This window comes from Halomonas sp. HK25, from assembly GCF_047795635.1.
GTDB lineage: Bacteria > Pseudomonadota > Gammaproteobacteria > Pseudomonadales > Halomonadaceae > Halomonas.
This window is the reverse complement of sequence record NZ_CP181044.1, coordinates 1,472,679-1,498,467: the sequence shown is the minus strand read 5'-3', so window position 1 is coordinate 1,498,467 and position 25,789 is coordinate 1,472,679. Positions and strand designations below refer to the sequence as shown.

The 25,789-nt window shown below is 68.2% G+C and carries 25 protein-coding genes; 13 read left to right on the top strand and 12 right to left on the bottom strand.

Going from position 1 to position 25,789, the window contains the following annotated elements; translation table 11 throughout:
- Position 1: 1 nt before the first annotated feature.
- The 9 genes from potA to hemA all read right to left on the bottom strand — a co-directional run bounded on the left by potA (position 2) and on the right by hemA (position 9,751).
- Positions 2 to 1,135, bottom strand: a complete 1,134-nt coding sequence (potA, locus tag ACM26W_RS07185; RefSeq protein ID WP_416140144.1) for a polyamine ABC transporter ATP-binding protein — start codon at positions 1,133 to 1,135, stop codon at positions 2 to 4.
- 56 nt (positions 1,136 to 1,191) lie between these two features.
- On the bottom strand, positions 1,192 to 2,298 hold the full coding sequence (locus tag ACM26W_RS07180) for a polyamine ABC transporter substrate-binding protein (RefSeq protein ID WP_416140143.1): 1,107 nt from the start codon (positions 2,296 to 2,298) through the stop codon (positions 1,192 to 1,194).
- Positions 2,299 to 2,401: 103 nt separating this feature from the next.
- Positions 2,402 to 3,748 (bottom strand): glutamine synthetase family protein, encoded by a 1,347-nt coding sequence (locus ACM26W_RS07175; RefSeq protein ID WP_416140142.1) that lies wholly within the window; start codon positions 3,746 to 3,748, stop codon positions 2,402 to 2,404.
- Positions 3,749 to 3,784: 36 nt separating this feature from the next.
- Positions 3,785 to 5,092, bottom strand: coding sequence for an NAD(P)/FAD-dependent oxidoreductase (locus ACM26W_RS07170; protein WP_416140141.1), 1,308 nt, complete (start codon positions 5,090 to 5,092; stop codon positions 3,785 to 3,787).
- An 11-nt stretch (positions 5,093 to 5,103) separates the two neighbouring features.
- Positions 5,104 to 5,847, bottom strand: coding sequence for a HesA/MoeB/ThiF family protein (locus ACM26W_RS07165; RefSeq protein ID WP_416140836.1), 744 nt, complete (start codon positions 5,845 to 5,847; stop codon positions 5,104 to 5,106).
- A gap of 8 nt (positions 5,848 to 5,855) precedes the next feature.
- Positions 5,856 to 6,356, bottom strand: a complete 501-nt coding sequence (locus ACM26W_RS07160; protein WP_416140140.1) for an Lrp/AsnC ligand binding domain-containing protein — start codon at positions 6,354 to 6,356, stop codon at positions 5,856 to 5,858.
- Positions 6,357 to 6,534: 178 nt separating this feature from the next.
- Entirely contained in the window at positions 6,535 to 7,377 is an 843-nt protein-coding gene (prmC, locus tag ACM26W_RS07155) for a peptide chain release factor N(5)-glutamine methyltransferase (RefSeq protein ID WP_416140835.1), read from the bottom strand.
- A 5-nt stretch (positions 7,378 to 7,382) separates the two neighbouring features.
- Positions 7,383 to 8,474, bottom strand: coding sequence for a peptide chain release factor 1 (prfA, locus tag ACM26W_RS07150; RefSeq protein WP_416140139.1), 1,092 nt, complete (start codon positions 8,472 to 8,474; stop codon positions 7,383 to 7,385).
- 8 nt (positions 8,475 to 8,482) lie between these two features.
- On the bottom strand, positions 8,483 to 9,751 hold the full coding sequence (gene hemA / locus ACM26W_RS07145) for a glutamyl-tRNA reductase (RefSeq protein WP_416140138.1): 1,269 nt from the start codon (positions 9,749 to 9,751) through the stop codon (positions 8,483 to 8,485).
- Between the two features lie 162 nt (positions 9,752 to 9,913).
- On the opposite strand from hemA, the gene ACM26W_RS07140 reads away from it, so the two are divergent.
- The 11 genes from ACM26W_RS07140 to htpX all read left to right on the top strand — a co-directional run bounded on the left by ACM26W_RS07140 (position 9,914) and on the right by htpX (position 20,808).
- Positions 9,914 to 11,674: a tetratricopeptide repeat protein gene (locus tag ACM26W_RS07140; protein WP_416140137.1), complete on the top strand. Its 1,761-nt coding sequence runs from the start codon at positions 9,914 to 9,916 to the stop codon at positions 11,672 to 11,674.
- 30 nt (positions 11,675 to 11,704) lie between these two features.
- Entirely contained in the window at positions 11,705 to 12,322 is a 618-nt protein-coding gene (gene lolB, locus ACM26W_RS07135; RefSeq protein WP_416140136.1) for a lipoprotein insertase outer membrane protein LolB, read from the top strand.
- Between the two features lie 4 nt (positions 12,323 to 12,326).
- Positions 12,327 to 13,181: a 4-(cytidine 5'-diphospho)-2-C-methyl-D-erythritol kinase gene (ispE, locus tag ACM26W_RS07130; RefSeq protein WP_416140135.1), complete on the top strand. Its 855-nt coding sequence runs from the start codon at positions 12,327 to 12,329 to the stop codon at positions 13,179 to 13,181.
- A 65-nt stretch (positions 13,182 to 13,246) separates the two neighbouring features.
- Positions 13,247 to 14,188: a ribose-phosphate pyrophosphokinase gene (locus tag ACM26W_RS07125; protein WP_416140134.1), complete on the top strand. Its 942-nt coding sequence runs from the start codon at positions 13,247 to 13,249 to the stop codon at positions 14,186 to 14,188.
- Positions 14,189 to 14,330: 142 nt separating this feature from the next.
- Entirely contained in the window at positions 14,331 to 14,975 is a 645-nt protein-coding gene (locus ACM26W_RS07120; RefSeq protein WP_416140133.1) for a 50S ribosomal protein L25/general stress protein Ctc, read from the top strand.
- A gap of 103 nt (positions 14,976 to 15,078) precedes the next feature.
- Positions 15,079 to 15,663: an aminoacyl-tRNA hydrolase gene (gene pth / locus ACM26W_RS07115; protein ID WP_416140132.1), complete on the top strand. Its 585-nt coding sequence runs from the start codon at positions 15,079 to 15,081 to the stop codon at positions 15,661 to 15,663.
- A gap of 181 nt (positions 15,664 to 15,844) precedes the next feature.
- On the top strand, positions 15,845 to 16,936 hold the full coding sequence (gene ychF / locus ACM26W_RS07110) for a redox-regulated ATPase YchF (protein ID WP_416140131.1): 1,092 nt from the start codon (positions 15,845 to 15,847) through the stop codon (positions 16,934 to 16,936).
- A gap of 67 nt (positions 16,937 to 17,003) precedes the next feature.
- A complete protein-coding gene (gene msrB / locus ACM26W_RS07105) occupies positions 17,004 to 17,405 on the top strand; it encodes a peptide-methionine (R)-S-oxide reductase MsrB (protein WP_416140130.1) in 402 nt (133 codons plus the stop codon).
- 94 nt (positions 17,406 to 17,499) lie between these two features.
- A complete protein-coding gene (gene ylqF / locus ACM26W_RS07100; protein ID WP_416140129.1) occupies positions 17,500 to 18,492 on the top strand; it encodes a ribosome biogenesis GTPase YlqF in 993 nt (330 codons plus the stop codon).
- A 42-nt stretch (positions 18,493 to 18,534) separates the two neighbouring features.
- The gene (locus ACM26W_RS07095) at positions 18,535 to 19,764 is read left to right on the top strand and encodes a pyridoxal phosphate-dependent aminotransferase (protein WP_416140128.1); all 1,230 of its coding nucleotides are present in this window, start codon (positions 18,535 to 18,537) and stop codon (positions 19,762 to 19,764) included.
- 141 nt (positions 19,765 to 19,905) lie between these two features.
- Positions 19,906 to 20,808: a protease HtpX gene (gene htpX, locus ACM26W_RS07090; protein ID WP_416140127.1), complete on the top strand. Its 903-nt coding sequence runs from the start codon at positions 19,906 to 19,908 to the stop codon at positions 20,806 to 20,808.
- 82 nt (positions 20,809 to 20,890) lie between these two features.
- Here the strand turns inward: htpX and pdxB are convergent, their stop codons facing one another.
- The gene (pdxB, locus tag ACM26W_RS07085) at positions 20,891 to 22,075 is read right to left on the bottom strand and encodes a 4-phosphoerythronate dehydrogenase PdxB (RefSeq protein WP_416140126.1); all 1,185 of its coding nucleotides are present in this window, start codon (positions 22,073 to 22,075) and stop codon (positions 20,891 to 20,893) included.
- 93 nt (positions 22,076 to 22,168) lie between these two features.
- On the opposite strand from pdxB, the gene ACM26W_RS07080 reads away from it, so the two are divergent.
- Positions 22,169 to 22,444 (top strand): hypothetical protein, encoded by a 276-nt coding sequence (locus ACM26W_RS07080; protein WP_416140125.1) that lies wholly within the window; start codon positions 22,169 to 22,171, stop codon positions 22,442 to 22,444.
- 167 nt (positions 22,445 to 22,611) lie between these two features.
- Here ACM26W_RS07080 and ACM26W_RS07075 read toward each other — a convergent pair whose 3' ends face one another.
- Together ACM26W_RS07075 and rlmKL are read right to left on the bottom strand one after the other, a co-directional pair.
- Positions 22,612 to 22,959 carry a glutaredoxin family protein gene (locus ACM26W_RS07075; RefSeq protein ID WP_416140124.1) on the bottom strand — a complete coding sequence of 116 codons (348 nt, stop codon included), beginning with the start codon at positions 22,957 to 22,959 and terminating at the stop codon, positions 22,612 to 22,614.
- A 91-nt stretch (positions 22,960 to 23,050) separates the two neighbouring features.
- Positions 23,051 to 25,255: a bifunctional 23S rRNA (guanine(2069)-N(7))-methyltransferase RlmK/23S rRNA (guanine(2445)-N(2))-methyltransferase RlmL gene (gene rlmKL / locus ACM26W_RS07070; RefSeq protein ID WP_416140123.1), complete on the bottom strand. Its 2,205-nt coding sequence runs from the start codon at positions 25,253 to 25,255 to the stop codon at positions 23,051 to 23,053.
- Positions 25,256 to 25,498: 243 nt separating this feature from the next.
- Between rlmKL and rmf the strand changes: the two genes are divergently transcribed.
- Positions 25,499 to 25,705 carry a ribosome modulation factor gene (gene rmf, locus ACM26W_RS07065; RefSeq protein ID WP_183330499.1) on the top strand — a complete coding sequence of 69 codons (207 nt, stop codon included), beginning with the start codon at positions 25,499 to 25,501 and terminating at the stop codon, positions 25,703 to 25,705.
- Positions 25,706 to 25,789 lie beyond the last annotated feature (84 nt).

Genomic DNA, 25,789 nt, shown 5'->3' with positions numbered 1-25,789 from the left:
CTCACTCATTCAACACCACGGCGCTCATCGCGTCCCAGCCGACGTAGACCGGCTCGTCCCAGTCGGGCCGGTCGCCGCGACGCTCCACGTTGGCCAGGCTGGCCTTGACCAGGACGCCCGTCCCGGTGCGCACGTAGTAGACCGAGAGCCCGCCCAGATAGGCGATATCCTCTACCTTGCCGGCCGTCCAGTTGTAGTCGCCCTCCGGCCGCGTGCGGGAGAGCGCGGTCTTCTCCGGGCGCACCGCCACCCACACCCGGCGCTCGTCGGCCTGGGTGCTGACCCCGTGGCCGATACGGATATCGCGCCCCAGCTGAGGGCTGGCGATGATGCAGTGATCGGCCTCGTCGACGCGAACCTCCCCCTCGAAGAGGTTCACGGTACCCACGAACTCCGCCACCATGCGGCTCGCCGGGCTCTCGTAGACGTCCACCGGCGTGCCCACCTGGGCAATCCAGCCGTCCGACATGATCGCCACCCGGTCGGCCATGGTCATGGCCTCCTCCTGGTCATGGGTGACCATGATGCAGGTCACCCCGACCCGCTCGAGGATCGTCACCACCTCGAGCTGCATCTCGGTGCGCAGCTTCTTGTCCAGCGCGCCCATGGGCTCGTCGAGCAGCAGCAGCTTGGGCCGCTTGGCCAGCGAGCGGGCCAGGGCCACCCGCTGGCGCTGGCCGCCAGAGAGCTGCTGGGGCTTGCGCCGGGCGAAGGCCTCCATGTGAACGAGCTTGAGCATCTCGGTCACCCGCTGCTCGATCTCGGCTCGGGGGAGGCGGTCCTGCTTGAGCCCGAAGGCGATGTTCTGCGCCACGGTCATGTGGGGAAAGAGCGCGTAGGACTGGAACATCATGTTGATCGGCCGCTCAAAGGGCGGCATGGCGGTGATGTCCTCGCCGTCGAGCAGGACCTGCCCGTCACTGGGCGTCTCGAAGCCGGCCAGTATGCGCAGCAGGGTTGACTTGCCGGAGCCCGACCCGCCCAGCAGGGCGAAGATCTCGCCCTGCCGGATGGTCAGGTTGACGTCGTCCACCGCCAGCTCACCGTCGAAACGCTTGCTGATGCGACGGATCTCGACCAGGGCATCACCGGTGGGTCGCCCATGGGGGCGTGCGGCGGTCTCATTGGGGGGCATCAGCAGCTCCATCTTCGGCTTGCCCACGGCGCCCATCGCCGCGGGCAGCGGCGACCTCAGCGGCCTGACTTGACGCGGTTCCACACCCGGGTACGCACGCGCTGCACGGCCAGCGGCTTCTCCTCGGCCACGTAGAGATTGTCCATCACCTCCTGGTCGGGATAGATGGCCGGGTCGTTGAGGAGCTCGGGATCGAGGAACGCATTGGCGGCCAGGTTGGGGTTGGCATAGACCACGTACTCGGTGATCGCCGCGGTGATCTCGGGCTCGAGGATGAAGTTGATGAAGGCGTGGGCGTTGTCCGGGTTCGGCGCATCGACGGGGATCGCCATCATGTCGAACCAGAGCGCGGCGCCCTCCCTGGGGATGCTGTAGGCGATAGTGAAGTCGCGGCCCGCCTCCTCGGCGCGGTCGGCGGCCTGGAAGATATCGCCGGAGTAGCCCGCCGCCACGCAGATGTCCCCGTTGGCGAGGTCGGTGATGTAGCGCGAGGAGTGGAAGTAGGTGATGTCGTCGCGCACCGCGGCGATCAGGTCACCGGCGGCCTCGAGGTCCGCGGACTCCTCGGAGAGCGGTGAGAGGCCCAGGTAGGCCATGGCCGGCGAGAGCATCTCGTCGCCGGAGTCAAGCATGGAGAGGCCGCAGCCCCCCTCGCGCAGGGCAGCGGTCACCTCGGGGTCGAAGAGCAGCGCCCAGGAGTCGGTCGGCGCATCCTCGCCGAGGATCTCGGTGACCCGATCGACGTTGTAGCCGATGCCGTTGGTGCCCCACATGTAGGGGACCGAGTGGCGACTGCCCGGGTCCACGGACTCCAGGTCGTCCATCAGCTCCGGGTTGAGATTGCCCAGGTTGGGCAGCTTGTCATGGTCCAGTTCGCGGTAGACGCCGGCGCTGACATGGCGGGTCAGGTAGTGGTTGGAGGGCACCACCACGTCATAACCGGAGCGCCCGGCGAGCAGGGCGGCGTCGAGCACCTCGTTGCTGTCGTAGACGTCGTAGATCACCTCGATGCCGGTGGCCTCGGTAAACTTCTCCAGGGTGTCCGGGGCGATGTAGTCGGACCAGTTGTAGACCCTGACTTCGCCTGCGGCCTGGGCGGCGGCGGCGGCGAGCGCCAGGCTGGCGGCGGCTACGGCCAGGGAGAGTCGCTTGGTTTGCATCATCCTTAACCTCTCGTCACTTGTTGTTATCGGTCGCCCTGGAGGGGGCCGACGGGGACAGCGTAGCCGCCCGCTCGGCGCGCGGTCTCAACGCTGTCAGTGCGCCTCAGACGCTCAGCAGCAGGAATTCCCGCTCCCAGGAGCTGATCACGCGCTTGAAGTTCTCGTTCTCCACCCGCTTGACCGCCACGAAGCCGGTCACAAACTTGCTGCCCATGTAGGTCTCGAGCTCGGCACAGTGCTCCATGCGCTCCAGCGCCTGCTCCAGGGTGAAAGGCAGGCGCAGGTTGCGGCGTTCGAAGGCGCGCCCCTGCACCGGCGCCGAGGGGTTGAGCTTCTGGATCATCCCCAGGTAGCCGCAGAGCAGGGACGCCGCGATGGCCAGATAGGCGTTGGCGTCGGCGCCCGGCAGGCGGTTCTCGACCCGGCGGTTCTGCGGGTTGGAGTCGGGCACTCGCAGGCCGCAGGTGCGGTTCTCCTCGCCCCATTCCACATTGACCGGCGCCGAGGTGTCGGGCAGGAAGCGGCGGAAGGAGTTGACGTTCGGGGCCATCAGCGGCAGTGACTCGGGGATGAACTTCTGCAGCCCGCCGATATGGTGCAGGAACAGCTGGCTCATGGTGCCGTCGGCGTTGGAGAAGATGCTCTTGCCGCTCTTCGCGTCGAGCACGCTCTGGTGAATATGCATGGCACTGCCCGGTTCATTGGTCACCGGCTTGGCCATGAAGGTGGCGGCCACGTCGTGCTTCAGCGCCGCCTCACGCATGGTGCGCTTGAACAGGAACACCTGATCGGCCAGGGTCAGCGGGTCGCCATGACGGAAGTTGATCTCCATCTGGGCGGTGCCCTCCTCGTGGATCAGGGTGTCGATATCCAGCCCCTGGGCCTCGCACCAGTCGTACATGTCCTCGAACAGCGGGTCGAACTCGTTGGCGGCGTCGATGGAGAACGACTGGCGACCGGTCTCCTGGCGACCGCTTCTGCCGATGGGCGGCTGCAGCGGCAGGTCCGGATCCTCGCAGCGCTTGGTCAGGTAAAACTCCATCTCCGGCGCCACGATGGGCCGCCAGCCCTGCTCGGTATAGAGCGCCAGCACCTTCTTGAGCTGGTTGCGGGCGGAGAGCTCGATGGGGTTGCCCATCTTGTCGAAGCAGTCGTGAATCACCTGGGCGGTGGGCTCCAGCGCCCAGGGCACCGGATAGGCCGCCCCCCCATCGGGCTTGCAGATCATGTCGATATCCGCGGGGTCGAGCAGCGAATAGTAGATGTCGTCCTCGACGTAGTCGCCGGTCACCGACTGCAGCAGCACGCTCTCCGGGAGGCGCATGCCCTTCTCGGCCACGAACTTGGAGACCGGCGTGATCTTGCCGCGGGCGATGCCGGTGATGTCCGTTACCAGGCACTCCACCTCGGTGATGCGTCGCTCCTTCAACCAGCTTTCCAGGTCTTTCATGGGTACCTCGTCAGTCGCCCGGCGGCCGGGCGCTCGTCATAGTCGATCGCGCAGCTTGTAGAAGGCGGTGGCCAGCACCAGCAGCGGCGTGCGCAGCCGCCCGCCGCCGGGAAAGCGGCGATGAGGCATGGCGGCGAAGGCATCGAAGCGCTCCCCCTGGCCGACCACCGCCTCGGCCATCAGCCTGCCGGCCAGCCCCGCCAGCGCCATGCCGTGGCCGGAGTAGCCCTGGGCGTAGTAGAGCGACTGGCCGATTCGGCCGAAGTCCGGCGCCCGATTGAGGGTGATGGCCACCTCGCCGCCCCAGCGGTAGTCGATGCCCACTCCGCGCAGCACCGGGAAGAGACGAGCGATCTTGGCATCCATCCGCGCCTGCAGGCCGAGCGGCTCGCGGCCGGTGTAGCTCACCTCGCCGCCGTAGATCAGTCGTCGGTCAGCGGAGAGGCGATAGTAATCGAGCACGAAGTTGGCGTCCGACAGGGCATCATTCTGCGGCAGCACCCGGGCGGCGCGCTCCGCGGAGAGCGGTTCGGTGGCGATGATGTAGTTGGCGGCGCGCATCACCCGGCCCTCCAGTTCAGGCACCAGGCCGTGCTGGAAGGCGTTGGTGCCCAGCACCACGAAGTCGGCGGTGACGCTGCCCGCGGGCGTCACCACTCGGTGGGGCGAGCCGCGGCGGATCTCCAGCGCCGGGCTGCCCTCGTGGAGCACGGCCCCCGCCTCGCGGGCGGCGCGGGCCAGGCCCAGGGTGTAGTTGAGCGGGTGCAGGTGGCCCGCCTCGCTCTCGAGCAGCGCCCCGGGATAGGCGTCGCTGACCACGTGCTCGTACAGGGCCTCGCCCTCGAGCCAGCTCAGCGCCTCGTAGCCATAGTCCCGCGCCAGGCGGTCGCGGAAGACCTTGAGCTCGCGCACGTGGCGCGGCTTCACCGCGGCATGCAGGTAGCCCCAGGCGAGGTCACAGGGAATGGCGTGGCGCTCGATGAGCTCGGCGGTCAGACGCACCGCCTCCCGGCTCATCGCCCAGATATCGCGGGCGGCCGACAGGCCCAGCGCCTGCTCCACGGTGGCGATGTCGGTGCCCAGCCCCGGCAGGATCTGCCCCCCGCTGCGCCCGGAGGCGCCGTGGCCGATCTCGCTGGCCTCCAGCAGTACCACCGAGAAGCCGCGCTCGGCCAGATGCAGCGCCGCCGAGCAGCCGGTGACCCCACCACCGATCACGCAGACGTCGGCACGCACTTCCCCCGCCAGTGGCGAGCAGGAGCCGAGGTCGACGGCAATGGAGTCGCGGTACCAGGAGGCCGGACGCCGATCGAGGCAGGAGGGGCCGGAAGCCGATGGGGTCATGAGCCGTGCGCTCAGCCGCAGACCGGGCAAGCGGGATCCCGCGGCACCCTGAAGTGGCGCCACTGGCCGCTCAGGCCGTCGAAGGTGGAAAGCCCCCGCTGAGGCGTACCGGCGCCGCTGAGCAGCTTGATCGCCTCCAGCGCCTGGAAGCTGCCGATCAGCCCCACCAGCGGCGCCACCACGCCGCTCTCTGCGCAGGAGAGCGCCTCGTCGCCGCCGCCGTCCGGCGGATAGAGGCAGGCGTAGCAGGGGCATTCGGGATCGCGGGGATCGAACACCGCCAGCTGCCCGGAGAAGCGGATCGCCGCACCGGAGACCAGCGGCACACCGGCCTCGCGGCAGGCGGCATTGATGGCGTAGCGGCTGGAGAAGCGGTCGGTGCAATCGAGCACCACGTCGGCCGCCGCCACCGCCGCGGCCATGGCCGCACCCGCCAGGTGGGAGGTCAGCGTCTCGATGGTGCAGCCGGGGTTGAGCGCTCTCGCCGAATCGCGGGCCGACTCGGCCTTGTTGCGCCCTAGATCCGCCTCGCCGTGGGCGATCTGGCGCTGCAGGTTGGAGAGCTCCACCGCGTCGGCATCGGCCAGGGTCAGGTGCCCCACCCCTGCGGCGGCCAGGTAGAGGGCTACCGGGGAGCCGAGCCCCCCGGCACCCACCACCAGGGCCCGGCCGGCCAGCAGCCGCTCCTGCCCCTGGATATCGATCTGGGCCAGCATGATCTGGCGGCTGTAGCGCAGCAGGTCGGCGTCGTTCATGGTCGAGGTCACTTGTCGTCGAACTCCTCGATATCGGGCACGTGGAGGGAGAACTCCTCCTTGACCTCCTCCATCACCACGTAGCTCTTGGACTCCTTGACCCCCGGCAGGGTCAGCACCACGTCGCCGAGCAGCTGGCGATAGGCGGACATCTCGGGGATGCGGCACTTGAGGATATAGTCGAACTGCCCCGAGACCAGGTGACACTCCTGGATCTGGGGCAGCTTGGAGACGGCGCGGCGGAACTCGTCGAACACCGCCGGCGACTGGGTCTCCAGGCTGATCTCCACGAAGACCAGCAGGTTGGCCTTCAGCGCACGAGGATCGAGCACCGCCTTGTAACCACGGATCACGCCCGCGCGCTCCAGGCGTTTGACCCGCTCCAGGCAGGGCGTGGTGGAGAGCCCCACCTGGGCGGCGAGGTCGACGTAGGAGATGCGGGCGTTATCCTGCAGGCAGCGCAGGATCTTGAGGTCGATGCGGTCGAGGGTGCGGGACTTGGCTTTCATGGCGGCGGCTGATCGGTCCAGGGAGTGGCAGAACGTGCCGGCGTGACAGTCGATCGGACTGAAAACGACCGCTGCGATGGCGATATTCTGGTCTTCAGCCATGAAATCACGGCGGCTTTCGGTGTTATTTTCTGGTCAAGATGTACCACACCCCCGCCAGCCACTGCCAGTTGAACCCTCAACGCCCCGACCAGCACCCCAGACTCACCCGTTCATGGCCGGCCAGGTCGCAGCGGCTGGCCACCGACTGGTAGCGGGCATCCCCCAGGGCCTGGCGCACCGCCGCGCCCTGCTCGGCGCCGTGCTCCAGCAGCAGCCAGCCGCCCGGCGTCAGGTGCTCACACGCCGCGCGGACCAGATGGTGCAGGTCGGCCAGGCCGCCCTCCCGGGCCACCAGGGCACTCACCGGCTCGAAGCGCACATCGCCCCGGGCCAGGTGCGGGTCATCATCGGCGAGATAGGGCGGGTTGGAGACAATCAGGCCGAAGCGCTCCTCGGCGAGGGCCGCGAACCAGTCGCTCTGACGAAACGCGGCATTGACGATACCCAGCCGCGCAGCATTGCGTTCGGCGAGCGCTACCGCTTCGGGGCGCAGGTCCACCCCCAGTACCGTCCAGCCCGGCCGCTCGCTGGCGAAGGCCAGCGTGATGGCGCCGGTGCCGGTGCCCAGGTCCAGCAGGCGCCCAGCGGTCTTGCCCGCCTTTTCCAGGGCGGCCTCCACCAGGGTCTCGGTGTCGGGGCGCGGAATCAGGGTGCTCGGCTCGGTGGCCAGGCTCAGCCCCCAGAACTCCCGCTCACCGGTGAGGTAGGCCACCGGTTCACCGGCTTCGCGGCGCACCAGCAGCGCCTCGAAGCCTGCCACCACCGCCGCCTCGGCCGCACGATCGCCCCAGGTGTAGAGCCAGGTGCGATCGACGCAGAGCACATGACAGAGCAGCACCTCGGCATCGAGACGCGGCGTGGTCGAGCCGGCCACCGCCAGGCGCGCCGCCGACTCGACCAGCAGGGCATCGAGGCGCACCATTATCAGGCCTCCTGCTGCAGGGCGGCGAGCTGCTCCGCCTGGTACTCGTGGATCAGCGGTTCGATCACCTCGTCGAGTTGCTCGCCGCTGATGACCTCGCCGAGCTTGTAGAGGGTCAGGTTGATGCGGTGGTCGGTGACCCGCCCCTGGGGGAAGTTGTAGGTCCGGATGCGCTCGCTGCGATCACCGGAGCCCACCAGGCTCTTGCGCTCATCGGCCTGGGCCTGGCGGCGAGAGTCCACGGCGCTCTGCCGGAGCCGCGACGCCAGCAACGACATCGCCTTGGCGCGGTTCTTGTGCTGGCTGCGCTCCTCCTGGCACTCCACCACCACCCCGCTGGGCAGGTGGGTGATGCGGATCGCGGAGTCGGTGGTGTTGACGTGCTGGCCGCCGGCGCCGCTGGAGCGGAAGGTGTCCACGCGCAGATCGGCGGAGTTGATCGCGATGTCGCCCACCGCATCGGCCTCGGGCATCACGGCCACGGTGCAGGCAGAGGTGTGGATGCGCCCCTGGGACTCGGTCGCCGGCACCCGCTGCACCCGGTGTGCGCCGGATTCGAACTTGAGTCGCGCATAGACCCCCTCGCCCTTGATGCGCGAGATGATCTCCTTGTAGCCACCCTGCTCGCCGTGGCTGGCGCTGACCACCTCCACCTTCCAGCCGTGCTGCTCGGCGTAGCGGGAGTACATGCGGAAGAGGTCGCCGGCGAACAGTGCCGCCTCGTCACCGCCGGTGCCGGCGCGCACCTCCAGGAAGACGCTGCGGCCATCATCGGGGTCCCTGGGCACCAGCAGCTGCTTGAGCCGTTCGTCCAGCGCCTCCAGCTTCTCGCGCCCCTCGGCCTGCTCCAGGGCGGCCAGCTCACGCATCTCCGGGTCGCTGTCGGAGGCCAACTGCTCGGCGTCCTCGATGTCGCTCTCCACGCCGCGGAACTCGCGCCAGGCCTCCACCAGAGGCTCGAGTTCGGCATATTCGCGGGAGTAGTCGCGGAAGCGGCTCTGATCGCCGATCACTTCGGGCTCCGCCAGCAAGGCGGAGAGCTCCTCGAAGCGCTCGCCGAAGGCGTCGAGGCGCTGACGCAAGGAAGCTTTCATGGGTTGTCCTATCGGGTCTTGTCGGTGGCGGCGTCGAGCAGCAGGGCGCCGGCGGCCTCGAGCAGGTCGTGGCGTTCAACGGAGGCGGCCTCGCGCAGCGCCACGGTGGGGCGATGCAGCAACCGGTTGGTGAGCTGGTGAGCCAGGCGGCGTACCACCGCCTCGGGGTCCTCACCGCGTCCCAGTCGCGCCAGGGCCTGCTCCAGGGAGAGATCGCGCAGCGACTCCCCACGGCTGCGGAAGTCGTGGATCAGCTCGCCGCCGCTGCGGATGCGCCGCTCATGGAGCCAGGCGCCCACGCCGTGTTCGATCAGCGATTCGGCCTGGTCGGCGGCCACCTGGCGATGACGGCGGTTCTCCTCGATCACCTCCTGCAGGTCATCGACGGAGTAGAGAAAGATGTCGGAGAGCTTGCCCACCTCGGGTTCGATGTCCCTGGGCACGGCGATATCGACCATGAAGATCGGCCGATGGCGGCGCTTCTTCAGCGCTCGCTCCACCATGCCCTTGCCGATGATCGGCAGGGGGGCGGCGGTGGAGGAGATGACGATATCGGCCTCCACCAGGGCATCGGGAATCTCATCCAGGGCAATGGCACGCCCCCCCAGGCCGCCGGCCAGCAGCTCGGCCCGCTCACGGGTGCGGTTGGCCACGGTGAGCTGGCGCACGCCGGCCTCGACCAGGTGGCGGGCCACCAGCTCGATGGTCTCACCGGCGCCGATCAGCAGGGCCCGGGCGCGACCGAAGTCGTCGAAGATGCGGCTGGCCAGGCTGACCGCCGCATAGGCCACCGACACCGGGTTGCGGCCGATGCCGGTCTCGGTGCGCACCTGCTTGGCCACCGCGAAGGTGTGCTGGAACAGGCACTCGAGCTCCTTGCCGAGCCCGCGGGCCTCGCGACTGCTCTGGTAGGCGTCCTTGAGCTGGCCGAGGATCTGCGGCTCGCCCAGCACCATGGAGTCCAGCCCCACGGCCACCCGCATCAGGTGGCGGGCAGCATCGTTGTCCAGATAGTGATAGGCACAGGTCGTGAGATCCGACACCGGCAGGCCATGGAAGCGACCCAGCCAGTCGAGGACGGCCGCCTCGCCCTGGGGCTCGGTGACGCAATAGAGCTCGGTGCGGTTGCAGGTCGAGAGAACTGCCGCCTCCTTGACCTGTGGCAAGCTACGCAGCTCGCAGAGCGCCATCTCCAGCTGGGCTGGGTTGAAGGCCACCTGCTCGCGCACCTCGACGGTGGCGGTTCGATGGTTGATTCCTAGGGCAAGCAGCGTCATGCGTCGGGCATCTTTGCTAGTGGTGGCCGGCCTGGGCGGCATCCTGATCATTGGGCGAAGATACTACCATAGCGTCGCCCGCTTGACCGCCTACCGTGGTGCGCTTTGCCCACGCCGGTCAAGCCGTTATGCTGGCCCTTCGGCCCTGCCAACGAGACGCCCATGCCTGCCGTTCTCCCATCGCGACTTCGCCCGCTTTTCGCCCGTCTCGCCCCGCTGGCGCTGGCGGTGCTGCTCGCCGGCTGTCAGACGCTGTCGGCAGTGGGCGGGGCGGGCGCCCCCCTGGACGACCCCCTGGCCGGCGCCCCGCCCGTCACGCGAGGCCTGGACGCCGCGGGGCTGGCCGGTCTGCTCACCGCCGAGCTGGCCGGCCAGCGCGGCGACTACCGCCGCGCGACCCTGGGCTACCTGGAGGCCACCGAGCGTTATGCCAGCCCGACGCTGGCCGAGCGCGCTGCCCTGGCGGCCAGCTTCAGCAACGACAGCGAACTGCTGGCCCAGGCCGCCGATCGCTGGCAGGCCCTGGCCCCCGATGCCGAGGCACCCTCGCGGCTGCTGGCCGGGCTGGCCGTCCAGCGTGGCGATTGGCCCGAGGCGCTGCGCCAGCGCCTGGCAGTGATCGAGCGCGGCAGCGAGAGCGACCTGACCGCCTTCATCGAGGCCGCGCTGGCCGAGAACGCCAACCCGGTGCCGCTACTGGCGCTGCTGCGCCCCTGGCTGCCTCGCGCGCCCCAGGAGGCGGTTCGCCAGGATGCCGAACTGGCCACTGCATTGCTGGAGGTCTCCGCCGGCGACACCGTTGCTGCCGAACGGCGCCTGGCGCGTCTGGGCGAGAGCGCCCCCGAGCTACCGGCGCTGTGGCTGACTCGTGCCCGCCTGGCTCAGGAGCGCAGCGACCACCGGGGCGCTCGCGATGCCGCACGCCGTGGGCTTGCCGCCTCGCCGGACGATGCCCGCTTCATCCTGCTGCTGGCCCAGAGCGAGCTTCGCCTCGGCAACGTTGCCGCCGCCGAAGCGAGTATCGATGCGCTGCTCGATAATCACGCCGGCAATGAGGAGCTGCGCCTGGCGCTGGCCCGACTCTACCTCGACGAGCACGCCACCGAAGCGGCCCGCCGCCTGCTGCTGCCGCTGGTGGATGACGCCGACACCCCACCGCTGGCCTTCTTGCTGCTCGGTGCCACCGCCGAGGCGGAAGGCGAGGTGGACAATGCCCTGCTCTACTACCGCCAGGTGGCGCCGGGACCCGAATTCCTGGCGGCCCGGCTGCGCGCCGCCGAGATGCTGATCGAGGATGATCGCCTGCTCGATGCCCGGGCCTTCCTGCGCATCGAGCGGCTGCGCCACGAGGTGCATTTCGCCGACCTGGTCACTCTGGAGATGGAGCTGCTGGAGCGCGGTGGCCTCGTCGACGAGGCCACCGCCCTGCTTGACCGTGAGCTCGACCGCACCCCCAACGACGAGCAGCTGCTCTATCTGCGCGCGATGCGCGCCTGGGAGTCCGGCGACCTCGAGGCCATGGAGCGCGACCTTGGGCGGATCATCGAGCGCGATCCTGACAACGCCATGGCCCTCAACGCCCTGGGTTACACCCTGGCCGACCTGGCCATCAGCGAGCGTCTCGACGAGGCTCGCGAGATGATCGAGCGCGCCCACGCGCTCGATCCCGACAACCCTGCCATCCTGGACAGCCTGGGCTGGGTACACTATCGCCTGGGCGACCCCGAGCGCGCCCTGCCCTGGCTCGAACGCGCCTACGCCCAGATGCCCGACCAGGAGATCGCCGCCCACCTGATCGAGGTGCTGTGGGCACTGGAGCGGCGCGCCGAGGCCCGCGAGCGGCTGGCCGAGGCGCTGGAGCGCTTCGATGAGCGCCCGCTGATCGATGAGCTGCTGCGACGCATCCCCGAGCTGGCCCCCTGAGCCCTTCCCGAATCCCCCGAGAGAGACCCCATGACACCGCGCTTGCTTGCCAGACCCCTGATCCCCCTGCTCGCCCTGCTGCTGCTGGCCGGCTGCGCCGGCCGCACACCCGCCCCGGATGGCGAGCGCAGCGCCGGCCAGTGGCAGGCCCAGGCCGAGCGCATCGAGGCCCTGGACACCTGGATCCTCGCGGCCCGAGTCGGACTGCGCACCTCCCAGGACGGCACCAGCGCCAACCTGGACTGGAGCCAGCACCCCCACTACTACCGGATGCTGCTCAGCGGCCCCTTCGGCAGTGGCCGCAGCACCCTGGAGGGCCGCGAGGGGCGCTTCTCGCTGACCACCTCCGAGGGCCGTTTCGAGGCCGAGACCCCCGAGGCACTGATGGAGGAGCAGCTCGGCTGGTCGCTGCCGGTGGGCGCCCTGCAGGACTGGGTGCGCGGCCTGCCTGGCACGGACAGCGACTATCAGCTGGACGAGGATGATCTCGGCTTCCCCCTGCGGCTCGCACAGGATGGCTGGGAGATCGACTACCGCGACTGGACCCTGGCCGAGTCGCTGTGGCTGCCGCGCCGGCTGGTGATGACCTACGGCGACCTGCGCGTCACCCTGGTGGTGACCGACTGGCGCCCCGTCGTCGATGACTGAGCAGATGACTGATGCAACCCTGACCTTGCCAGCACCGGCCAAGCTCAACCGCCTGCTGCATATTGTCGGCCGTCGTCCGGACGGCTATCACGAGCTGCAGACCCTGTTCCAGTTCCTCGACCATGGCGACACCCTACGCTTCCATCGCCGCGATGACGGCGAGATCCACCTGGCCCCGGAGATCCCCGGGGTGGCCATGGAGGAGAACCTGATCCTGCGTGCCGCCCGCCTGCTTCAGGCCGAGAACGGCCACCGGCTGGGCGCCGAGATCCACCTGGAGAAGCGCCTGCCGCTGGGCGGCGGCCTGGGCGGAGGCAGCAGTGACGCCGCCACCGCGCTGCTCGGCCTCGACGCCCTGTGGGGCCTGGGCCTGTCGCTTGACCGCCTGGCCGAGCTGGGACTCACCCTGGGCGCCGACGTGCCGGTGTTCGTGCGCGGCCATGCCGCCTGGGGGGAAGGGGTCGGCGAACGCCTCACCCCGGTGGCCCTCGACACGCCCTGGTTCGTGGTGATCCACCCCGGCGTGGCGGTCTCCACCCCGGCGGTGTTCGGGGCCGACGAATTGACACGCAACACCCCCCCGATTACCATGGCGCGCGCTCTTCAGGGGGGAGCGTCGAGCTGGTGTAACGACTGCGAGGGCACGGTCAGGGTCCTCTACCCGCCCGTGGCAGAGGTGCTCGACTGGTTGTCGTCGAGGGCACCAGCCCTGCTGACCGGCACCGGCGCCTGCGTCTTTGCCCGCCTGGCCCGCGAATCCGACGCCGACCGGCTGCTCGCCGAGATCGCCGGGCGCTGGCAGGCCTTCAAGGCCCGCGGACTGAATCGCTCTCCCCTCCATGATGTTCTGGGTCGATGAGCCCCGCCCGGGCGGTGGCGCCCCCATCGACACCCGATGACCCAACCCTGCATAGGTGGCTGCGCGTGTCAAAATTGATGGTTTTCGCCGGGAACGCCAATCCGGAACTCGCCCGAAAGATCGCCGAGAGTCTGGACACCCGCATGGGCAACGCCACGGTCGGTCAGTTCAGCGACGGCGAGATCGCGGTAGAGATCAACGAGAACGTGCGCGGCAAGGATGTCTTCGTCCTGCAGTCCACCTGTGCGCCGACCAATGACAACCTGATGGAGCTGATCCTGATGATCGACGCCCTGCGTCGTGCCTCGGCCACCAGGATCACCGCCGTGGTGCCCTACTACGGTTACGCCCGCCAGGATCGTCGCGTGCGCTCCGCTCGCGTGCCGATTTCGGCCAAGATCGTCGCCGACATGATGGTCAAGGCCGGCGTCGACCGGGTGATGACCATGGACCTGCATGCCGACCAGATCCAGGGCTTCTTCGACGTGCCGGTGGACAACGTCTACGGCTCGCCGATCCTGCTCGATGACATCGAGCGCCAGAACTACGAGAACCTGGTGGTGGTCTCCCCCGACGTCGGCGGCGTGGTTCGCGCCCGGGCCATCGCCAAGCAGCTCAACGCCGATCTCGCTATCATCGACAAGCGCCGCCCCCAGGCCAACCAGGCCCAGGTGATGCACATCATCGGCGAGATCGAGGGGCGCAACTGCGTGGTGGTGGACGACATGATCGATACCGCCGGCACCCTGTGCAAGGCCGGCGAGGCCCTCAAGGACCACGGCGCCCTGCGCGTCGTGGCCTACGCCACCCATCCGATCCTCTCGGGGCCCGCGGTGGACAACATCGTCGGCTCGGTACTCGACGAGGTAGTGGTCACCGATACCATTCCGCTCTCCGACAGCGCCCGCCGCTGCGGCCATATCCGCCAGCTCAGCGTGGCCGGCCTGATCGCCGAGGCGATCCGTCGAGTGAGCAACGAAGAATCCGTCAGCGCCATGTTCCATTAAGCGTTCCACCGAGACGGGCCCCGAGCGCCATGCTCGGGGGCTCGGGAACAGGCGCCGGAAAGCGCCCTGCGGGGCAATTGGAAGCGTCACGGTCAGGTCGCGGGCCGCGGCGCCTTCCTTACTCCAATGAAGAGGCAATACCATGTCTGATTTTACCCTTACAGCCAGCGTTCGTAACGACCTGGGGAAAGGTGCGAGCCGCCGCCTGCGTCGTGAGAACCTTCAGGTGCCGGCCATCGTCTACGGTGGCGAGTCCGCCCCCCAGCCGATCTCCGTGGAGAAGTCCGCCTTCTACAAGGCCGTCGAGAGCGAGTCCTTCTTCTCCTCCGTGATCGACCTGGTCGTCGACGGCAAGAGCGAGCAGGTGGTGGTGCGTGATATGCAGCGTCACCCCTTCAAGCCGCTGATCACCCATGCCGACTTCCTGCGCGTGGATGCCACCCACGAGATCACCATCAACGTGCCGCTGCACGTGGTGGGCGAGGAGAACTCCAAGCCGATCAAGGATAACGAGGGCGAGCTGCACGTGCTGGCCAACGAAGTTCAGATCAGCTGCCTGCCGAAGGACCTGCCCGACTTCCTGGAAGTGGACATCTCCGAGGTCGAGCTGGGCACCACCCTGCACCTCTCCGACCTCAAGTTGCCGGCCGGCGTGACCCTGGTCGACCTGACCCATGGCGAGGACCACGACAACGCCGTGCTCAGCGTCACCAAGCCCAAGGTTCGCGGTGGCGACGAAGGCGAAGCCGCCGAGGGCGAGGAAGGCGAGGAAGGCGGTGAGGCGTAATCCTCACCGCGTCCTTCTCACCGTCCGGGGGCCGTGCGCGTCGCGGCCCCTAACGGTTACGATCAAGCGCCCCGGCGCTTGATTTTTTTTGGAGACAGCAGCCATGAGTCAGGTCAGAGCGATCATCGGGCTGGGCAATCCCGGCGCCGACTATGAGGCCACCCGTCACAATGCCGGCGCCTGGCTGGTGGAGGCGGTAGCGCGCCGCGCAGGGGCAGAACTGCGCCCCGACCGCAAGCTCCTCGGCCGCTACGCCAGGGTCCAGCTGGAGGGCCAGGACATCCACCTGCTCAACCCGACGACCTTCATGAACCGCAGCGGTGGCGCCGTAGCGGCGCTCTGCCAGTTCTACAAGATCGTCCCCGACGAGCTGCTGGTGGCCCACGACGAGCTCGACATCGCCCCCGGCACCGCCCGCTACAAGACCGGCGGCGGCCACGGTGGCCACAACGGGCTGCGCGACATCGTCAGCGCGCTCGGCAACGAGCGTGGTTTCCACCGCTTGCGCCTCGGCATCGGTCATCCGGGCGATGCGAAACAGGTGACCCACTACGTACTGGGTCGCCCCGGCAAGGCCGAACACGCCGCTATCGAAGACGCCATCGACGAGTGCCTGGCTAGCCTGCCACTGGCGCTTGCCGGTGACTGGGTCAAGGCCATGAACCGGCTGCACAGCTTTTCCGCCTGAGGCGAAAAAACTAGCTGGAAGCTGGAGGCCAGCCATGATCCGCCAACCTCGGGGCAGGGTTTTTCTTCAAGCTTCCAGCCGCGCAGCGGCGCTCTTCCCGCTTATAGCTGATGATTGCCCCATCCCTTACAATGGCGCCAACTTTTCCTTCCTCTCGGCACAGAATTCTCAGGAACAGACTATGGGTTTCAACTGCGGTATCGTCGGCCTGCCCAACGTCGGCAAGTCGACCCTCTTCAACGCCCTCACCAAGTCCGGCATCGACGCCGAGAACTTCCCCTTCTGCACCATCGAGCCCAACGTGGGCATCGTGCCGATGCCCGATCCGCGCCTCGACGCCCTGGCCGAGATCGTCAAGCCGCAGAAGGTACTGCCCACCACCATGGAGTTCGTCGACATCGCCGGCCTGGTGGCGGGCGCCTCCAAGGGGGAGGGGCTGGGCAACAAGTTCCTGGCCAACATCCGCGAGACACAGGCCATCGCCCACGTGGTGCGCTGCTTCGACAACGACAACGTCATTCATGTCGCCAATCAGGTGGACCCGCAGGCGGACATCGAGATCATCAACATGGAGCTGGCCCTGGCCGACCTGGACACCGTGGAGCGCGCCATCCAGCGCCTGGTGCGGGTGGCCAAGGGCGGCGACAAGGAGGCCATCGCCACCAAGGCGATCCTCGAGCGCATCCAGCCGCACCTGGCCGAGGGCCTGCCGCTGAGAAGCTTCGGCCTCGACGAGGACGACGAGAAGGCGCTCAAGGGCTTCGGCTTCCTGACCCTCAAGCCCACCATGTACATTGCCAACGTCAACGAGGACGGCTTCGAGGCCAACCCCTACCTGGACGTGGTGCGTGAGATCGCCGAGGCCGAGGGCGCCGTGGTGGTGCCGGTGTGCAACCAGCTCGAGGCGGAGATCGCCGAGCTCGAGGACGAGGAGCGCGCCATGTTCCTCGACGAGATGGGCATGGCGGAGCCAGGCCTCGACCGGGTGATCCGCGCCGGTTACGCCCTGCTCGGCCTGCAGACCTACTTCACCGCCGGGGTGAAGGAGGTGCGCGCCTGGACCGTCAAGGTGGGCGCCACCGCCCCCGAGGCCGCCGGGGTGATCCACACCGACTTCCAGAAGGGCTTCATCCGCGCCGAGGTCATCGCCTATGACGACTTCGTGAGCCTGGGCGGCGAGCAGGGCGCCAAGGATGCCGGCAAGTGGCGTCTGGAGGGCAAGGAGTATATTGTTCAGGATGGCGACGTGATCCACTTCCGCTTCAATGTCTGAGGCACAACGGACCCAGGTAGATAGAGCGAGTGGAACGCTCTGAGGCAGACCAATGAGGAGGCACGCCATGCGCAACAAGATCGTCAAGCAGGAGACAGAGTGGCGCCAGCAGCTGACTCCCGAGCAGTATCGGGTCACCCGTGAGCAGGGCACCGAGCCGCCCTTCAGCGGTAACTACCGGGTCAGCGACGAGCACGGCATCTACCATTGCGTCTGCTGCAATGCCCCGCTGTTCGAGAACGAGCACAAGTTCGACGCCGGCTGCGGCTGGCCGAGCTTCGACCGCCCGCTGGGCCAGCACAACGTCGAGGAGCGACAGGACGCATCCCATGGGATGCAACGTACCGAGGTGATCTGCGCCCACTGCGACGCCCACCTGGGTCACGTTTTTCCCGACGGCCCGCCGGAGACCACCGGGCGGCGCTACTGCATCAACTCGGTGGCCATCGACTTTCACTCCGGGGAATAGCACGACGGCGAGACGTCACCCGCCTCATCCTGCCGCGGCCGCCCTTCTGGTAAGATGGGCGGCCGTTCTATTGGCTGAATCAAGTGAGGCCCCCATGCTCGGCTGGTACCCGGGACACATGAACAAGGCGCGCCGCCAGATCACCGAGGCGCTGCCGGAGATCGACGTGGTGATCGAGGTCCTCGACGCCCGCCTGCCCTATTCCAGCGCCAACCCCATGCTCGCCGAGCTGACTCGCCACAAGCCGGTGCTCAAGCTCCTGTCGCGGGCCGACCTGGCCGACCCGGAGCGCACCCGGGAGTGGGTGGCCTTCTTCGACGCCCAGCCCGACACGCGCGCCCTGGCCGTGACCACCACCCAGGCCCGGGAGCTCAAGCGCATCCCCAAGCTGTGCCACGAGCTGGCCGGCGCCGTGCGCGCCGACCGCGACGTGCGTGTCATGGTCATGGGCATCCCCAACGTCGGCAAGTCGACCCTGATCAACGGCCTGGCCGGCAGGAGCATCGCCAAGACCGGCAACGAGCCCGCGGTGACCAAGCGCCAGCAGAAGGTGCGTATCGGCGGACGCGTGGCACTGATCGATACTCCCGGGGTGCTGTGGCCCAAGATCGAGGATCAGGCCAGCGCCTACCGCCTGGCCGCCAGCGGCGCCATCCGCGATACCGCCATCGACTACGTGGACGTGGCGGTGGTCACCGCCGCCGAGCTGGCCCGCCGCTATCCCGAGGCGCTCACTGCGCGCTACCGGCTCAAGGCGCTGCCGGCCTACACGGCCAACCCCGAGTCGGAACGCGTCGAGGCCGACGGCCCGGCGCGGGTCGACCTGCTGGCACTGGCCGGCTTCGACGGCCATGCGATACTCGCCGAGATCGCCGCCCGGCGCGGCGGGCTGCGCCCCGGCGGCGAGGTCGACCTGCACCGCGGTGCCGAGGTGCTGCTGCATGAGCTGCGCGGCGGCAAGCTCGGCCGGCTGACCCTGGAGACCCCGGCGGATATCCCCCCCGAGCCCATCCCGGAGCCAGCGCCGGAACCGGCGCCGGAACCGGCGCCCGCCGAGGATGACGCCGCCACCGACGACACCGCATAATCCCCTCTTGCCCGCCGCCCTGGACACTGGATAGACAACGACATGGACACCACCCCGATCCGGAAATCGCACAAGCTGCACAACGTCTGCTACGACATCCGCGGCCCGGTGCTCGACCACGCCAAGCGGCTGGAGGAGGAAGGCCAGCGCATCCTCAAGCTGAACATCGGCAACCCGGCGCCGTTCGGCTTCGAGGCACCGGAGGAGATCCTCCAGGACGTGATGCGCAACCTGCCCACCGCCCAGGGCTACTGCGATTCCAAGGGGCTCTACTCGGCGCGCAAGGCGATCATGCAGGAGTGCCAGCGCAAGGAGATCCCTGGCGTCGGCATCGAGGACATCTATATCGGCAACGGCGTCTCCGAGCTGATCGTGATGGCCATGCAGGCGCTGCTCAACGACGGCGACGAGGTGCTGATCCCGGCGCCGGACTACCCGCTATGGACCGCCGCCGCCAACCTCTCCGGCGGCCACGCCGTGCACTACCTGTGCGACGAGCAGGCCGACTGGGCACCGGACCTGGATGACATCCGCGACAAGGTGACCGCCCACACCCGAGCGATCGTGATCATCAACCCCAACAACCCCACCGGGGCCGTCTACCCGCCGGCGGTGGTGCGCGAGCTGCTGGAGATCGCCCGCCAGCATGACCTGGTGGTGTTCTCCGACGAGATCTACGACAAGATCCTCTACGATGACGTGGAGCACGTCTCCACCGGGGCCCTGGCCGGCGAGGACCAGCTGGTGGTGACCATGAACGGGCTCTCCAAGAGCTACCGCTGTGCCGGCTTTCGCTCCGGCTGGATGATTCTCTCGGGCCATATCGCCATGCAGCGCGCCGCCGACTTCATCCAGGGGCTGACCATGCTGGCCTCCATGCGCCTGTGCGCCAACGTGCCGGCCCAGCACGCCATCCAGACCGCACTCGGCGGCTATCAGTCGATCAACGACCTGATCCTGCCCGGCGGGCGCCTGCTGGCCCAGCGCGACATCACCTTCGAGAGGCTCAACGCCATCCCCGGGGTGAGCTGCGTCAAGCCCAGGGGGGCGCTCTACGCCTTTCCGCGACTCGACCCCAAGGTGTTCAACATCCAGGACGACCAGCAGCTGGTGCTGGACCTGCTGCTTCAGGAGAAGATCCTGCTGGTGCAGGGCACCGCCTTCAACTGGCCGGACCCGGACCACGTGCGCATCGTCACTCTGCCCTGGGCCGACCAACTCGGTGACGCCCTGGACCGCTTCGCCCGCTTCCTGTCGCGCTACCGCCAGTAACGCATCGCCGGGCGAGCGCAGCGAGTGCTTGAAACCCACCCGCCCTGGCCGTATCTAAGCCACTGCTTCTGGATGCCGCGCCCCGGCGCGGCACTTCTCCCAGACACCCCTGCTCGTGATAACCACCGGAGACACCGCAACATGATGAGAATCCTGCTCTTTCTGGGCACCAATCTGGGCGTCATCATCGTCGCCAGCATCACTTTGCGCCTGCTGGGGGTGGAGCCCTATCTCACCGCCCAGGGCATCAACTTCAACAGTCTGCTGATCTTCTGCTTCATCTTCGGCATGGCCGGGTCGATGATCTCGCTGTTCATCTCCAAGTGGATGGCCAAGCGCAGCACCGGCACCGTGATCATCGAGACGCCCAGCAATGCCACCGAAAAGTGGCTGCTGGAGACCGTCGAGGAGCTCTCACGTGACGCCGGCATCAAGACGCCGGAAGTGGGCATCTTCCCCGCCCAGCAGTCCAACGCCTTCGCCACGGGCTGGAACAAGAATGATGCCCTGGTGGCGGTCTCCGCCGGCCTGCTCAACCGCATGCGTCCCGAGGAGGTGCGCGCGGTGCTGGCCCACGAAATCGGCCACGTGGCCAACGGCGACATGGTGACCCTGGCGCTGATCCAGGGCGTGGTGAACACCTTCGTGATGTTCTTCGCCCGCGTGGTCGCCCACCTGGTCGACGGCTTCCTGAAGAGCCGCAGCGACGGTGCCGGGCTCGGCTTCATGGGCTATTTCGCGGTGGTGATCGTCGCCGAGATCGTGTTCGGCATCATCGCCTCGGCCATCGTCGCCTGGTTCTCGCGCTTCCGCGAGTATCGCGCCGACGCCGCCGGAGCGCAGCTTGCTGGCTCCGGCGCCATGATCAACGCCCTGGCACGCCTGAAGGCCGAGACCGGGATGCCCGACCAGATGCCGGACACCCTGCGCGCCATGGCCATCACCAAGGGCCAGACCAAGTCGCTGATGGAGCGTCTGTTCGCCAGCCACCCCCCGCTGGACGATCGCATTCGCGCCCTCAAGGAAGCCGCCTACCGGCAGTAACTTCCTGCCAACCGATACGCAAGCGGGCCCGCCAATGGCGGGCCCGCTTGCGTCCGAGCATCATGCGTCGAGAGAGGTGAGCTCAGCCTCGGCTCACTCGGAAACCCGCGCCGCTCAGCAGGACGGCCAGCTCGTCGTTTCCCTCCGCCAGGGCGACCTCCAGGGTGGCGAACTCGCGGCGCAGGGGGTAGGCCGCCCGGCAGGCGTCGAAGCCCTTGGCCATGCCCTGCCGGCGGCTCTCGCGCAGCAGGCTGTCGTGGTCCCGGCGCACGTCATGGACGGCACGTAGGCAGAGCCGCAGGGCCTCTTCCGGGGCTAGGGCTAGGCCCGGGCCCAACTCGAGGCGGTGCAGCGGCGGGGGCGGCAGCAGGTCGGCGAGTGACATCCGGGCGGGCAGACCCAGCTCGCGGCACAGCGCCCGATAGATCTGGTGGGTGCCGCGGCGCTTGCCGTCCAGGCTGTGGCCGGCGATATGCGGCGTGGCGATCTCGGCCAGGTCGCGCAAGGCAGGATCGATGGCCGGTTCGTGCTCCCAGACGTCGAGCACCGCGCTGATATCGCCCTGCCCGGCCAGCCGCTGACGCAGGGCGGCGCCATCCACGCAGTCGCCGCGCCCGGCGTTGAGCAGCACGGTGCCGGGCGCCAGTTCGGCGACCGTCTCGGCCCCCAGCAGGTGATGAGTGGCATGGGGGCCTTCGCGGACCAGGGGGGTGTGCAGGCAGAGCACATCGCAGTCGTCGATCAGGGTCTCCAGGTCGACGAAGCCGGGCAGGGACCGCCCCTCGGCGCTCTCCACCTCGGCACTCTCCTTCTCGACCCGGGGCGGGTCACAGGCCAGGCAGCCGACGCCCATGGCGGTCAGGCGGCCCAGCAGGCGCCCGCCCACATTGCCGACGCCTACCACGCCCACCCGGCGCTCGGCCAGCCGCCAGCCCTGGCGCTCGGCCATGGCCGAGAGGCTGCCCAGCACGTAGTCCACCACCGCCTCGGCGTTGCAGCCCGGGGCGCTGGCGAAGGCGATGCCGCGCGATGCCAACTCGCCGAGCTCGATATGATCGGTACCGATGGTACAGGTGCCGACGAAGCGCAGCCGATTCGCCTCGGCGAGCAGCGTCCCGTCGACCCGGGTGATGGAGCGCACCACCAGGGCATCGACGTCGCGCAGGGCATCGGCGTCGATCTCGCGCCCCGGCAGACGCACTACCTCGCCCAGCGCACCGAAGCAGGCCTCGGCGGCGGGCACATCGGCATCGACAAGGATTCGCATGGTCTCTTGTTCCCACTTCTCAGACGATTACAATACGCACCAACCTACCACTCCCCCGCCGCCACGGGGAGCCTCTGCACGCCAGGAGCCTTGATGATCGTCCGCTGGGAAACCGACCATGACTATGTGCTGGTGCACATCCACCAGGACATGTTCAGCGACTGGATCTTCAGTCGCGCCTGGGGGCAGATCGGCACCCAGTTCGGCGGCCTCAAGCACCAGCTGGCCGACGACCATGACCAGGCGCTGATGTGGCTGGCCGACGAGGCCACCATCCAGGCCTCCCGGGGCTTTCGCAAGGTACTGGAGGTGGAGGACAACAGCCCGGAGGGACGCGAAGCGGTCAGCCAGCTGTCTCTTCTGTCGTGAGTGGTGAGCTGGAAGCTGGAAGCTGGAAGCTGGAAGCTGGAAGCTGGAAGCTGGAAGCTGGAAGCTGGAAGCTGGAAGCTGGAAGCTGGAAGCTGGAAGCTGGAAGGCAGTTTGTTGCCACCCAACCCGGTGTCAAGGTTTTTCTTCCAGCTCCCGGCGAAGCCGGGTCAACCCAGGTAACGCCGGCCGCCGCGCATCTGTGCCCCCTTCACCTCGCGGGGCGCCTCCTCGCCCTCCCGCTGGCGGCGAAGCGCCTCCCAGGCCGCCTCGTTCAACCACTCTCGCTCGGCCAGCCAGGCCGCCAGACGCGGCGCATCGAAGCCGCGGTCAAGCTCCTGCCCCACGCCATCCGCCAGCACCGGGATACGCACCCCGTAGCGCTCCATGAGGGCATCATCCTCGCTGATCTCGACCCGATCGAGGGCCACCGGCTCGGCACAGAGGTGGCCCAGCAGGCCCTCGAGCTGGCTGCACAGATGGCAGCCCAGGGTGGTATAGAGCGTCAGCCGTATCATGCCGCGTCTCCTGGCGTCTCCCGGTGGCGAATCAGGAAGACATGGTGCAGGTCAGGGTTACGAGTGGATAATAAAGAGCGGGTCGAAGGTCTCATGCCGCCTCCCCACGGTGGCGAATCAGGAACACATGGTGGAGATCCGGATTCCTCGAAAAATCCGGGTCGAAGCTCTTCGCCGAGACCTCCTCCACCGCGTAGTGCTCGGCCAGATCGGCGTCCAGCTTGAAGCGGCGCTGGTTGTTGGAGAAGACCAGGGTGCCGTTCGGCGCCAGCCGTGCCATGGCCAGGCGCACCAGGCGCCCGTGGTCACGCTGCACGTCGAGGGTCCCCTCCATCTTCTTGGAGTTGGAGAAGGTGGGCGGGTCCATGAAAATCAGGTCGAACTCGGCCCCGGCCGTCTCGAGCCAGCGCAGGCAGTCGTCGCGCACCACCCGGTGGCGGCCGGGATCGAGCCCATTGAGGGCGAAGTTGTCCCGCGCCCACTCCAGATAGGTGTTGGAGAGATCCACGCTGACGCTGTCGCTGGCACCGGCGATCCCCTCGGCGCCACGCGACCCCAGCGCCGCCTGCACGGTGGCGGTGGCGGTGTAGCAGAAGAGGTTGAGGAAGCGCTTGCCCGGCGCCATCTCGCCCAGCATCCGGCGCACCGGGCGGTGATCCAGGAACAGGCCGGTGTCCAGGTAGTCGCGCAGGTTGACCCACAGCCGGGCGCGGCCTTCGCACACCTCGAAGCGCTCGCCGCTGGCGCCCTGCTTCTGGTACTGGGCGCGGCCGCTCTGGCGCTCGCGGCGCTTGACCACCACCCGCGTCGGGTCGACCTCCAGCACCTCGGGGATCACCGCCAGCGCCTCGAAGAGACGCTTCTGGGCCTGGCCGGCATCGATGGAGCGGGGGGCGGCATACTCCTGCACGTGGACCCGCTCGCCATAGACGTCGATGGCCAGGGCATACTCCGGCATGTCGGCGTCGTAGAGCCGATAGCAGCGCTCACCGCTCTGCTTGAGCCACTTCTTCAGGCGCTTGCGGTTCTTCTCCAGCCGATTGGCAAACATCTGCGCACCCTCGGAGCGGCGCGGAGCGGCGGGCTCCCGGGAGGCATCCGCCTCGACCTCGGGTACCTCCATCAGCAGCAGCTTGGCCTCGAGCGGGCCGTTGCGCAGGGCATACTGCTTGTGGGCACGCAGGCCGATACGGTGGCCGAGATCCGGGTTGGCGGTGAAGACCGCCAGCCGCCAGCCGGGAAAGGTCACCCGCACCCTCTCGCCCAGCCGCGCGTAGAGACCGACCAGCTCCGGCAGCTCACCGAGCCGTTCGCCGTAGGGCGGGTTGGTGATCACCAGGCCAGGCGGCTCAAGGTCCAGGCCCGCGGGGCGCGACAGCTCGGCCAGGCCCCCGCCGGTGAGCGCGATCAGCGCCGGGATGCCCGCGCGCATGGCGTTGGCCTTGGCCGCGGCGAGCGCCGCGGGGCTCTGGTCGAAGCCGTGGAAGGTCGAGCGGCAGCGCTTGCGGCCGATGCTCGCCCGCGCCCCGGCCTCGCGTTTCAGTTCGCGCCAGGTCGTCTCGTCGTGGCCTACCCAGCCGTGAAAGCCGAACCGCTCCCGAGTCAGCCCCGGGGCCACGTCGGCGGCCATCATGGCCGCCTCGATCAGCAAGGTGCCGGCGCCACACAGCGGGTCCACCAGCGGCGCCCCTTCCCGGGCCAGGGCCGGCCAGCCGGCGCGCACCAGCAGCGCCGCGGCCAGGTTCTCCTTCAGCGGCGCATGGCCCACGTCGCGGCGGTAGCCTCGGCGGTGCAGGCTGTCGCCGGAGAGGTCCACGCCGATGGTCAACCGCCCGCGGTGCAGATGGGCGTAGAGGCGCAGGTCGGGCGACGCCAGGTCGACATCGGGACGCGCCAGTCCGGCGGCCTGAAGGCGATCGACCACCCCGTCCTTGACCGTCTGGGCGCCGAAGCGGGTATGGCGGATCGCCTCGGAGCGACCATGGAAGTCCACCGCCAGTGTTGCCCCCGGCGCCAGATGCCGCGACCAGTCGATGGCGGCCACGGCGGCGCGCAGCTGCTCTGGGGTCTCGATGCCCTCTTCGCGGGCCAGACAGAGCACTACCCGGTTGGCCAACCGCGACCACAGGCAGGCACGATAGGCGCCGGCCAGGTCGGCGCGCAGGTTGACTCCGCCCACCGTGGTCTTGCCGGGCTCGGCGCCCAGGTCGGCGAGTTCTTCGGACAGCAGCAGCTCGAGCCCCTGGGGGCAGGTGGCCAGGAGGTCCAGCGTGGCGTCATGTCGTGGGGATGTCATCGCGTCGATACCGCTTGGCAGATTCTTGGGGCCCACCCTGTCAGGCAGGTGAACGGGTTGTTACAAATCGGGGGTCGACAAGGCCATTCGAAGTGGGCTATCAATACCCCAGTAGCTACTGAAACACGCATGCGTTTCCTGTCAACGGGCTAGGTAATCAACAATCGCCCGTGGCACGTTAGGGCACGGCCTGGGCCTCGCGCTCGGGTCTGCCAGATCGATACCTTTTCAAGAGGTAGTCCAATGAAACGACAGAAACGTGATCGCTTCCAGCGTGCCTACATTCATGGCTACAAGGCAGGTGTTTCGGGTCGCTCTCGCGACGACTGTCCGAGCCAGGACATCAATCTACGCGAATACTGGATGAGCGGTTGGCGTGAAGGTCGTGGGGATCAATGGTCCGGCATGACGGGTGTCTCCGGAATTCACAAGAACCCCATGGTGATGTGAACCCCTACCTACCTTCGGGTTCTCACCCCTAGATCTCGACTTCATGGAGATCCCGATTCGATAGAGCCCGTGGCACTCACCACG